The sequence below is a fragment of the Paenibacillus sp. 102 genome, assembly GCF_039549175.1.
Taxonomy (GTDB): domain Bacteria; phylum Bacillota; class Bacilli; order Bacillales; family Bacillaceae_G; genus Bacillus_A.
This window is the reverse complement of sequence record NZ_JBCGHT010000031.1, coordinates 16,431-27,424: the sequence shown is the minus strand read 5'-3', so window position 1 is coordinate 27,424 and position 10,994 is coordinate 16,431. Positions and strand designations below refer to the sequence as shown.

10 protein-coding genes and 2 pseudogenes are annotated in these 10,994 nt (G+C 32.3%); 3 read left to right on the top strand and 9 right to left on the bottom strand.

The features are described from left to right. Nucleotides 1–369 precede the first annotated feature (369 nt). Entirely contained in the window at nt 370–645 is a 276-nt protein-coding gene (locus AAIE21_RS27970) for a hypothetical protein (RefSeq protein ID WP_343269699.1), read from the top strand. Between the two features lie 123 nt (nt 646–768). Here the strand turns inward: AAIE21_RS27970 and AAIE21_RS27965 are convergent, their stop codons facing one another. Then, nucleotides 769–1,476 carry an IS6 family transposase gene (locus AAIE21_RS27965; protein WP_343269697.1) on the bottom strand — a complete coding sequence of 236 codons (708 nt, stop codon included), beginning with the start codon at nt 1,474–1,476 and terminating at the stop codon, nt 769–771. Nucleotides 1,477–1,567: 91 nt separating this feature from the next. On the opposite strand from AAIE21_RS27965, the pseudogene AAIE21_RS27960 reads away from it, so the two are divergent. Further along, a pseudogene (locus AAIE21_RS27960) lies at nt 1,568–1,759 on the top strand (integrase core domain-containing protein); the annotation flags it as partial. 287 nt (nt 1,760–2,046) lie between these two features. Here AAIE21_RS27960 and AAIE21_RS27955 read toward each other — a convergent pair. Then, nucleotides 2,047–2,211 carry a DUF2197 domain-containing protein gene (locus AAIE21_RS27955; RefSeq protein ID WP_343269696.1) on the bottom strand — a complete coding sequence of 55 codons (165 nt, stop codon included), beginning with the start codon at nt 2,209–2,211 and terminating at the stop codon, nt 2,047–2,049. A 28-nt stretch (nt 2,212–2,239) separates the two neighbouring features. After that, nucleotides 2,240–2,869 (bottom strand): TetR/AcrR family transcriptional regulator, encoded by a 630-nt coding sequence (locus AAIE21_RS27950; RefSeq protein WP_343269695.1) that lies wholly within the window; start codon nt 2,867–2,869, stop codon nt 2,240–2,242. A gap of 181 nt (nt 2,870–3,050) precedes the next feature. On the opposite strand from AAIE21_RS27950, the pseudogene AAIE21_RS27945 reads away from it, so the two are divergent. Beyond that, nucleotides 3,051–3,746 (top strand): annotated as a pseudogene (locus AAIE21_RS27945) (ABC transporter ATP-binding protein); the annotation flags it as partial. A 141-nt stretch (nt 3,747–3,887) separates the two neighbouring features. Here AAIE21_RS27945 and AAIE21_RS27940 read toward each other — a convergent pair. The 6 genes from AAIE21_RS27940 to nheC all read right to left on the bottom strand — a co-directional run bounded on the left by AAIE21_RS27940 (nt 3,888) and on the right by nheC (nt 10,865). Beyond that, the gene (locus AAIE21_RS27940; RefSeq protein ID WP_343269694.1) at nt 3,888–5,750 is read right to left on the bottom strand and encodes a sensor histidine kinase; all 1,863 of its coding nucleotides are present in this window, start codon (nt 5,748–5,750) and stop codon (nt 3,888–3,890) included. Between the two features lie 253 nt (nt 5,751–6,003). Beyond that, complete coding sequence (locus AAIE21_RS27935; protein ID WP_343269693.1) at nt 6,004–6,663, bottom strand: YkyA family protein; 660 nt, start codon at nt 6,661–6,663, stop codon at nt 6,004–6,006. 16 nt (nt 6,664–6,679) lie between these two features. After that, the gene (locus AAIE21_RS27930) at nt 6,680–7,477 is read right to left on the bottom strand and encodes a peptidoglycan-N-acetylglucosamine deacetylase (RefSeq protein ID WP_343269692.1); all 798 of its coding nucleotides are present in this window, start codon (nt 7,475–7,477) and stop codon (nt 6,680–6,682) included. Nucleotides 7,478–7,605: 128 nt separating this feature from the next. Further along, entirely contained in the window at nt 7,606–8,250 is a 645-nt protein-coding gene (locus AAIE21_RS27925) for an N-acetylmuramoyl-L-alanine amidase family protein (RefSeq protein WP_343269691.1), read from the bottom strand. A gap of 1,090 nt (nt 8,251–9,340) precedes the next feature. Further along, complete coding sequence (locus AAIE21_RS27920) at nt 9,341–9,484, bottom strand: transposase (RefSeq protein ID WP_343269690.1); 144 nt, start codon at nt 9,482–9,484, stop codon at nt 9,341–9,343. Between the two features lie 220 nt (nt 9,485–9,704). Continuing rightward, nucleotides 9,705–10,865 (bottom strand): non-hemolytic enterotoxin subunit C, encoded by a 1,161-nt coding sequence (gene nheC, locus AAIE21_RS27915; RefSeq protein WP_343269689.1) that lies wholly within the window; start codon nt 10,863–10,865, stop codon nt 9,705–9,707. Between the last annotated feature and the right edge of the window lie 129 nt (nt 10,866–10,994).

The following is a 10,994-nucleotide window of genomic DNA, read 5'->3' as shown; positions in this document are numbered from 1 at the left end:
GAGAAGTCATATTCCAGGCTTCTCTTTTTCGACGTACAAGGAGTTACAGCAATTATTCAGAACTTCTTAAACGATAACCGTATTTTGTAAATGGGTTTATGTTTTTTCAAACTTTGCAACAGAGCCGCTCGAACCACTCGTGATCAATATGGAGAAGTTTTATACCCTTATACCAGGGGTCACCATATCAAAAACGAAAATTGTACGTTTAGACACAAAATTGACATGTTTCGATTAGTTCCCTGTACGTTAAGGAATTAGTTTGTATAATTGAGGAGATGTATGAGACAGGTGTAAATTTAGGGGAATCCAATATTTTCTATTCAAATATGATAGAATAGAAATATATCTAAAATGGAGGAAAAACAACTGAACTCAAACACAAACCAGTTTATTTATGATATCCAGCAAAGAAAGAACAATTATATGGAAGATGTATTAAAAGCAATACAACACCCTAAAAAAGAGCAGTCTGAACAGGTCATTCAAAATATAGTAGAGAAGATGGATATGATGATTAGTTTAGTTACTACTTACATGACTATTGAATCAGAATCTATGAAAGAATTAAAAGAACTTCAGGAAGAAATTATTCATGCTCAAGCATATATTCAAAAACGAAAATTTGAAGAAACACAGAGGTGAAAAACCTCTGTGTTATTACTTTTGAAATACATTTATTGGAATCTACTCTGCACTTTCCAGGGTTCTGGTGCAAATAATATGTAGATTAGAAATAGCAGTGTAGATTCCTAATGAAATCTACTACTATGCGGTGAGACCGAAGAGTTGATTGATTAACTTGATTTGTTTTTTGACAGACTTCTCCCCTTGCAAAGTCTGTCCTTTTTTAATCATTCTCATCGCTTCCAGTCCAGCCAACACTCGTTTAGCGGATTGAAAAGATTTCAATCCTAACATGGTACGTACTCGCTTCTTGATAAAACGATGATCTTGCTCGATTATGTTATTCAGATATTTTATTCGTCTTATTCGGATGTCAGCGAGCATCCGCTGTTCTTTCTTCAATTGTTCTATAGCGATAGGATACGCTGGATTTTTATCAACGGTCACAACACGAGGTTTAGAAACATGAAAAGACTGCAAAGCTTTCTTAAAAAAGCGCTTTGCAGCCTTGTGATCTCTTGTTTTACTGAAGATAAAGTCAATGGTGTTTCCTTCGGAATCAACAGCTCGGTATAAGTACATCCACTTTCCTTTGACCTTAATATACGTCTCGTCTACTCGCCAAGAATCATTCGTTTTCTTAAGATGACGACGAACTCTCTTATCTAGCTCAGGACCATATTGGTGAACCCAACGCATAACCGTTGTATGAGCAATGGATAAGCCCCGTTCCTCCATTATTTCGACTAAATCACGAAAACTGAGGTTGTACCGTAGGTACCATCTTACCGTTAATAAGATAACATCAGGCTGATAATGCTTCCACTTGAATACATGTTCCTTTTCCATACCAATCACACCTTTTCTAGAGTAATAGGATCAGTATATCCAAGTTTTAGAGATTACTTACACGTATATTAAAGCATTTGCACCAGAACCAATGAAACAATATCGCCATTCCCTCAATAAATGTGGTATGACACAAAGTATGTCCCGTAAAGGGAACTGTTACGATAACGTAGTGATTGAAAATTTCTTTGGCATCATGAAATCAGAATTTCTGTATCGAAAAGAATTTGAAAGTATAAAACATTTTAAGCAAGAATTAGCAAAGTATATAGAATACTATAATGGGTGTTTTTGCCCATCCCCTGAAAAGGGGGACTTTTAGTTTTGTAATAAAGTTTGATAAAAAGGACACAGCTAATCCTTATTAGACAGCAAACAAAAAAGAATCCATTTTGAAAAAATTGATCAAAATGGGTTCTACAGTTTTGATATAGATGTGATTTTTATAAAAAAGTTTTATCATTTTAAGGTTATGTTGGACATTAGTACCCATTAGTACCCGTTAGCGTAACAAAAATGGGAAGCAATTGAACATTATATACTAGCAAAAATGAGTAGTAGATATCACCACTATCTAAAAAAATGTTTTATTGCTTCAAGTTGTATTTTATGACTACATTCGTCACAGCAATATTTCACTTTCGGATTTTTCTTGAATTGCTTATATTTTTCAGTTCCTTCATATACCCGAAATGCATTTTTACAACAAAAACAAATAACCTCATAAAATATCACGTACTTCCCCCCTCCTCAGGGTGATACGTTACTTTTGAGTTGCCCTCTCAAAGATCGTGATAAGTTCTTTAGTGTAATCTTTAACGTTAAGATTGAGATTTCTCATTAGCTCTAGGCTAAATCCATCTATGGCATGCCTGATTGTTAACGTTATCACCCTTAAAGACGTTTCAGAAAAATCTCGAAACACTCCTTCTTGCATCCCTAAACGTAGAATATTTTCAATGGGAAGAAAAATAGTTTCATCATAATCTGCTGCAAACCGAAGTTTCCCTTCATCTGTTCTTTCATTTGAAACAATTTCTATAACAGCGAATACATGCTTACGATGTTCATCTGTAAATTTCAGATTAGATTTAATATACGTTTGGAGCATTCCTTTTGGGGTCGTTTGAGCTTCAATTTGCGAACAAATAAAGGACTGGCATGCTATATAATAATCAGTTATAACTTGCTCCAGAAGTTTCTCTTTGTTTGTAAAGTGATAAGAAATAACCCCCTTACTTATTTTTGCGCGTTTAGCGATTTGTCCTAAAGAGGCTTGCACATAACCCACTTCAGCAAGTGTATCAATCGCACATTCCACAATCTGAGCTCTACGGGCTTTTTCAATAAATGACATTTCTTTTTGGTTGTTTGTTTTATTTTTTATACTCATGGTTATATTTTAGCACGTACGTTCAAAAATATACAATAAAAACCATTTTAGGGGTTCAGCCGCATGCCTATCAAGCTAAAAGAGCTAGTTACCCCAAAACAATAAAAAAGAGAAAAATACACAAAATTTCCGTTTTGGGGGTATTAAAATCTCTTAAGTTGATGGGCATGTATGTTGACCCCTATCTGGTGGCCAAAGACAACGTGTTGCTTTAGGGCGTGCAATTGTGCGTGATGCAAAGGTATTTTTAATGGATGAGCCATTATCAAATCTAGATGCAAAACTACGTGTTACCATGCGCTCTGAAATCTCTAAACTACATCATCGCTTACAAACAACAACGATTTATGTTACACATGATCAAACAGAGGCAATGACAATGGCAACGCGCCTTGTGGTTATGAAAGATGGACGGATACAACAAGTTGGTACACCAAAAGAAGTCTATGAATATCCTGAAAACGTATTTGTTGGTGGCTTTATTGGTTCACCAGCCATGAATTTCTTTGCGGGAAAATTGGAAAATGGAAAATTTGTTTTAGATCATATCAAACTAAGCATTCCAGAAAAAAAATTAGAAGTACTACGTGAAAAAGGCTATGAAAATAAAAACATAATTCTTGGTATTCGTCCGGAACATATCTATGATAATCCAAGTATGTTAGAAACATTGCCTGATTATATTATAAATATCAAAATTGAAGTCGCGGAATTACTTGGAGCCGAATCGATGATTTATGCTACGTTACACAATCAATCCTTTATTGCACGTTTAGATACACGTAATGATTATCAAACAGGCGAAGTTATACAACTTGTGTTTAACATGAACAAAGTACATTTCTTTGATGCTGAAACTCAACTACGTATTAAATAATATAGTATCTTTTTGCACCAGAACTCACTACATTATTTCGGGAATTTTGTACGTTTAGACACAAATGAACCTATTCCCTTTATGTTAAGGAAAAGGGAAAGATACCATCAAAATAAATGAAAAAAGTGTAGAACATAAGTTCTACACTTTTTTCTGTAAATAGAAATAAAACAACACGCCATCAACTGTATTATACACCCCATACTCAGCTCCATGAAGTTCTAAAATATTTTTTGAAATGGCTAGTCCAAGACCTGTTCCACCTTGTGAACGTTGACGTGCTGTATCAACTCGGTAAAAACGATCCCAAATTTTATCTAATTGATCTTCTTCAATATGGGCGCCTTTATTTTCGATGCAAACTTTTATGCGACTTGGCTCATCTATTGTAGAAATAATAATATCCTCTTTTTCTGGCGTATAACGAATAGCATTTATGATAAAGTTTGTGATTACTTGTTCCATACGACGATGATTTGCAATGACTTCAGTTGCAGCAAGATGTGTGTGAACATGTAATTGCTTTTTTGTTATTTCCAAAGATACTTGTTCACATATATGCGTAATGGCTTTGTCAATATAAAAAACATCCATTTGCATTTTATACGTACCAGACTCAAATTTTGCTAACTCGAGCATATCCACAATTAACATATCCATCTTATCCACTTCTTTTTCCATTGCCTTAAAGTAATACTCTTTCTTATGACTTGCAACACCATCTTTTAGGATAGAAATACAACTTTTCATAATACTTAGAGGTGTCTTTAACTCATGCGATACCCCTGAAATAAATTCTTTTCTTGTATGTTCTAATTGCTTTTCTTTCTCTATGTCTTGCTGCAACTGCTCAATATGTGAATGTAATGTATTTGAAAGTACATTAATATTTTGAGCTAAATCACCAATTTCATCTTTTGACATGATGGGAACCCTTTCCGAGAAATCTAAGTTTGCAATTTTCTTGGTTGTCTTGTTTATTTGTAATAAGGGCCTTGCAATCTTTTTGGAATAGTAAAAAGAAGCTAGAAAAATAAGAAGCAACACAAACATAATAATATAGACATAATACTCTTGTATCATTTGTACAGCTTCATCAACTGGCTGCAATGAAGTCATTGAAAAAATGTATGTTATTGCACCACTCTTATCCTTTATCGGTTTTATTATGAGCTTATATTTAATATCATTCTGCTCATAATTAATTTCTTGTAATGAATCATAGTTAGTATTCTTTTCATTTAGCAATAAGTCTGCCTGAAATTCTTGTATCCTTTCCATAAACAAGTTATTTGTATAAATAAAGTTCGATTGTTCCTTCTCACCTAAAAGTTGAACCTTTGTAATTTTCCCTTCTAGATATTTTCCAAGTATTTCCTTGTCATATGCTATTTCATATTCAGAATACTCTTCTTTTTTAGAGGGATCTTTAGGTTTATATTTATTTTTAAGTTTTTCTCCAAGTTCATTTATTTTTTTTTCTATTGTTGTATTTATCAAATTTGGAGTTGCTGAGCTGAAGAATAAAGAATAAGGAATGAATGTATCATTTTTATCTATACCCCTCACAGTAACCGTTTCTCCTAAAGGGAATATTTCATTTGAAATATTCCTCGCATGATTGTCCTCAACCTTGAAGTTATACAGTGGTATGGTAATTGTAGAATTAGCGAATTGACTTTCTTTATTTTTAGACTGATCTAATTTTACTTCTATATAAAAATCATTTACATTCTTTAAATTCCCATTACTATCTAATGTTGTAATCCATGTATTATGTTCTCGATAGAAATCTTGTTCTAACTTTTGAATGACTTGTGAATTTCCTTTACTATTTAAATAATCTGTTTCAAAAGATTGCATGTTTCTTTTGATATCATCCACTTTTTTATTCGCATAAAATTGTTTAAAGAATATCGTTTGTCCAACAAAAATGGTTGTTAAAATCAACATACATAACGCTGTTGTTAACATAAATAATTTTAATACAATCCCTCTTTTCATACTTTATCCTCCAATTTACAAACTGCTCAAACAATGATTATAACACTCTTGGATTTAATTCGTTAGAATTTAAGTGGTGGGTAGTTCACTGTCTTTCCCATCTATTGTTTCTGATACTTCATATCTTGAATCTAGTTAAAATGACTACTCTGCACACAAAAAGCCAAATTGCTCTTGAGTAGCAAGAATTTGGCTTTTTGGGGGAGGAACTTATAAAAAACTTTCACAAAATACGACGTTTTTTACAATCGTTTTATTTTTTAATTTCCTTAACTTTAATATTTGCTTGTTTATAAAAGGCTAATTTCTTCTGATTATACTCATTGGTGTACTTATTAAATCTATCCTGATCTGAATGAATTTGTTCATAAGACTGATTGATCGTTTTAACTTTCTCATTAATTGATTTTAGTTTTTCATCTTTCGCTTGTAGCATTTTGTACAGTTCTTGTTCTAATTGTAATGATTTTTTATAACTATCATGCAATTTCTTGAAAGAATCAGCACGATTTTTATACATATCTTGAACTTTTTCAGCCTGTTCTTGTAATTTCTTATCTTCTAATTTCTTAATATATTTATCAACAGACTTCACTTCATTTTGTGCATTTTCTAAGGTAGCTTTCTCTTTTTCTAATACTTTTTCACGATTATTTATGTTTGTTACAGCTTGATCTAATTTTTCTTTTACTACTTGATTACTTTCTTTTCCTTCAAGTGTAATTTGCGTATATAACTCTTGTCCTTGTTTTTCTAATGTTGCTAACTTCTTTGTATCTTCAAACATTGTCTTCTCTTGTTTTGTAGCACCTTCAAATGCCACATATAATTTTTCTTCTGGTTTTTGTCCTAAACAGCCAGACAACAAGGTTACTGATAAGGCTGTTATAAGTGCTAGGTTTCTATATATCAACTGCAATTCCTCCAACTTAGATGCGATTATCCTTCCAAAAATTTAATGGGAAATGAGAAGCCTCATCATATACTTCAAATTCATAACCTTTACTACGAAGATCATCAATAATTCTTTGCAACGCCTGCACTGTCTGTGATTTTTCATGCATTAAAATTACTTCGCGATTTTGACCAACCTGAGAAATTGTTTTTTGAACCACAGCATCTGGATTTCCTGGGAACTTCCAATCTAAAGAATCTATTGTCCAATCCCACTCTTTCATACCGACATTTACCATTTTGTCCCGTAGTGCCTGTGTAAGTCCGGGCATACTCCCATATGGACAACGAACAAGATTTGGATGAATTCCAGTTACTTCTTTCATAATATTTTGCGCCTGTTGCATTTCTTCAACAAATTCGCCTTGGGTATACAGCTTTTTAAAACTATGTGTCATACTATGAACACCTGGATAGTGCCCTTCATTTACTAAGCGTTTTACACTTTCTTTATGAGCTGGGATATTTCCACCAATCATAAAAAAAGTTCCTTTTATATTATTACTCTTTAAAATATCTAAGATTTCTTTTTGAAATTGACTTGGTCCATCATCAAATGTTAAGTATGCTACTTTTCGAACCTGACCATTGTATTGAGCGGGTCCTGTTTTTTTCATTTCTACTTTTATTTGTTCACTTGCAAGCTGAATAGCATTTTCTTGGTCCATTACCCCTTTTGCAGGTGATGTAAAGAATTGAAACATAAAAATCCCTATTGTGGTACAAGCAACTATCGATATACTTACCGTTATTTTTAGTCCTTTTGTAAACATTCTAGTATGTCCTTTCTAGTAACTTTTAGTTTTAGATTTTCTACTAAATAATTGTATCTATTAAAAACAAAATTTTTGATAGACACTGAATTATATTTTTGCTTTATTTGTCTAATTTAATTAGACTACTATTTTTTAAAATATTCTATAATACCACTAACAATGCCAGAGGCTACATCTGCTTGGAATTGTTGTGAATTCATTCGTTTCTCATCTTCTGGATTTGTAATATAACCTAGCTCAAGTAAAATTGATGGTTGTTGATTTTCCCGTAATACATAGTAATCGCCAGATTTTACACCTCTATCTTTTGATTGTATATGTTTAAATAAATTTTCATGAATCGTTTCCGCTAATGCTTGTTCTTTTAATCCTTTATAATAGTAGGTTGTTACTCCTTTTACATCATTAGTTGTGAAACCATCATAATGGACACTAAGAAAGAGATCTGCGGATTTATTGTGAGCAATAGCTACGCGATTTTTTAATGGTACAAACGTATCATCTTCACGCGTTAAAATGACAGTCATTTCTTTTCTCTCGAGCTTTTGTTGAATGTTTTTAGCTGTTTTGAGAGTTATATCTTTTTCTTTTGTTCCTTTTGGTCCAATAGATCCAGGATCATTTCCTCCATGTCCTGGATCTATGACGATAACTTTTTTCGATAATGTATCTTCATACATTGTTCCTTTTACTCTTGGACTGAATAAAAAATAGATCGATGTAATACATATAAAAATCAGTATAGGAAATATAATCATTTTTTTGTTCATAAAAAAATCCCCTTTGGATCAACTTGCTTTTGATAATATGTTTACAATTTAATAGATTTTTTAAAATAAAAATAATATCATGAGCGTTACAAAACTCTTACAAATATAAATGCAGACGGTAAATTGAAAAAAATCCTCCTTATTGAACCATCTATAATTGGTAAAGACCGTAAATCAGAAAAAAAACACATTAAGCAAATTTCAACATTAAAACAAGTAATTTTAGCAACGCTAAGAGCATGTAGTGCAATACAATGTCATTTGTGTAGCATTATATGGAGAAAAACTATTGAAATCGGTCACCAACACAACATAATTTACTTAAAACACGGTTAAAATGACTCAAAAACTTTTAGCATGTTTTTTTCAAAATGGTAGATCCCTATAAATTCTGTAATACCTTCTGGGTATATTTATATGGTATAAGTTTTATATAAAGATTAGATGCAGATAACATGCATTTATTTTAAAGATTGTTATCTACAAAAGGGGACACAATATACATTCATTAAAGTATATGTCTGTTTTTTCTCATATCGATGGGATTTTCACCCATTCTTCTATAGAAAATTAAACAGATGAAGTGATTATCTTTGATAATTCTTTGGTGTCTTTTGGTAGAGGTTGCTAATGTTAGAAGTGGTTATGTGTTAGTGGACATTATTTAAATGGTGTTTAAATAATTTATTTTTTAATCTACAAAAATGGATTATACAGTTTTGCTAGTGGAGGATGTATGTACTAAGATGAAGATGCGATACATTCTCTCCTTGTCTCTGCGTACATGTTGAGCACCACTTATAGTAGCTAGATCGATTTAACTGCGCAATAACGACCAGCCAGGTTACTTTGTATCGAGAACGTAGTTCTTCAATAATCTCGTACTTAGCCGTTTGAGCAAGAACACCTCCTATAGATTTGGATACTGCTTTTTTAAATAAGCCACCTGCGCCTTGGAGTATTCCAATTCTTCTTCCACACTATCGAATTTCGTACGAGGACGACCTTTCAAGAGGTTTTTTAAGCCGTTATTGCCGCCGTTGTTTCCCCGCAAGTCTGAAATATCGCCTGTTTCCTGATATCTCCGGACTCAATTCATTAACTGTGTTCTCCTTTTCAGCTTATATTTCTTAGCTATAGCTGTTTGGCTGCCCTCACCATTTAAATAACTTTTTACAACTTGTATCTTTAATTCATCTGAATAAGTTTGAAATTTATCCCCTTTTTTAACCATAATAAAATCCCCTCCAAGTAAAAGTGTAACATCCATGTTTATTCATGGTCTTTTTACACTGTCTACCTTAAGGGGCTAATATCAATCAGTCTGTCCAAAATCAGAAAGAATTCATCCATCAATTGTTTAGACTTGTAGCATAAGGTACAAGTCCGTTAGGAATACATGCATTTTATTCTTTTTTTGCACCAAAACCGTTTTTAATATTATTTACATGTATTCAGAAGCAATCCGGTGCATTTTTTATAATCTGTTCTATTGATTGTCCTTTTTGTACAATCTGTTCTATTGGTTGTCCAATTTTAGCACCTTCATATAATTTATCTGCATAATTTTTAAGGTCCTGCCAGCTATCCTTCGCTATCTTCAGATCTGTTTTTAATAAAGCAAGCCTGTCTGGATTAATCTTGTCAACATTTTTAAGCAATGAGTTATATTTTGATCCTATTGTATGCCACTGATTCGATATATTTTGAAGAGCAGTAATAGCTGTATCAATTGTTGCAGTCATATGTTCCGTTTTATTTTTGGCATCTGTCAAAATAACTAATTCTGCCTCTACTCCAGAAATTCTGGACTTTAATTGTTCTATTTCTTGTTGTGCAGATGCGATATTCTTGTCAGTAGTGACAATCAATGGTATACCAACCCAAGGCATAAATACAGATAAAGCTATATAGCCACCACGTTTATCATTATTTTCTTTAATTATATTATTAAAATTATTGATTTGTTGTTGTAGAAGTGGAATACTGTCGTTCGTACTTGCTAAAATAGACTGCAATTGATTGGAATCTTCTTTAAAACTTCTTGTATCTTCAGCCATTTTATTTCGGAATGTTTTCAACTTTTCTAGTAGTCCATCCACTTCTTGACTATTTTTCAAAATGCTATTGTACAATTTTTCTAGTTCACTTTTAAATTTCCCTGTATCTTTTTGATCTAAAGCAGCTAGTAATTGATTATAACTCGCTTGAAAGGTATCATTATAACTTACACTATTCTGATTCGTTTTCATAATATGAGACTTTAGGTCATCTAACCAATATGTTGCATTTGTTTTCACATCCTTTTGATGCTTAATCATGTTTGCTCGTAAATCACCATTTATAGAACTTATTTTACTTAAATCTGTCTGTTCTTGATTACGGATTGTTTGAGCATATGAATCCATTGTAAGGATACTTGCCCCCATTTTCTCCATTACTTCTTTATATTTATCAGGACCTAAATCATAGCTCTTACTATCTTCTTGCTGTTGGGACACACTATTTTGCACAGTTTGTTCTGCTGCAAAAGTATGGAGAGGGATTACATTACTCGCTGCCATTCCAGTAATGATTGTTGATAAAATAACTTTCTTATACAATTTTTTATTCACCTTTTTTCACCTATCCTCTCAAATGTATCACGTATTTTATTAAATTCATAAGCTTCTATTCTTTACTTCATATGAATTACGATCATTGCAAATAAAACAACATATTAAAATAGAGATTTTCATACTTTC

What these genes read in the sequence shown, in the direction of transcription:
- AAIE21_RS27965 (WP_343269697.1), bottom strand. Translation starts at nt 1,476, where the DNA reads ATGGAAAAGGAACATGTATTCAAGTGGAAGCATTATCAGCCTGATGTT.
- AAIE21_RS27950 (WP_343269695.1), bottom strand. Translation starts at nt 2,869, where the DNA reads ATGAGTATAAAAAATAAAACAAACAACCAAAAAGAAATGTCATTTATT.
- AAIE21_RS27940 (WP_343269694.1), bottom strand. Translation starts at nt 5,750, where the DNA reads ATGAAAAGAGGGATTGTATTAAAATTATTTATGTTAACAACAGCGTTA.
- AAIE21_RS27930 (WP_343269692.1), bottom strand. Translation starts at nt 7,477, where the DNA reads ATGTTTACAAAAGGACTAAAAATAACGGTAAGTATATCGATAGTTGCT.
- AAIE21_RS27925 (WP_343269691.1), bottom strand. Translation starts at nt 8,250, where the DNA reads ATGAACAAAAAAATGATTATATTTCCTATACTGATTTTTATATGTATT.
- AAIE21_RS27920 (WP_343269690.1), bottom strand. Translation starts at nt 9,484, where the DNA reads ATGGTTAAAAAAGGGGATAAATTTCAAACTTATTCAGATGAATTAAAG.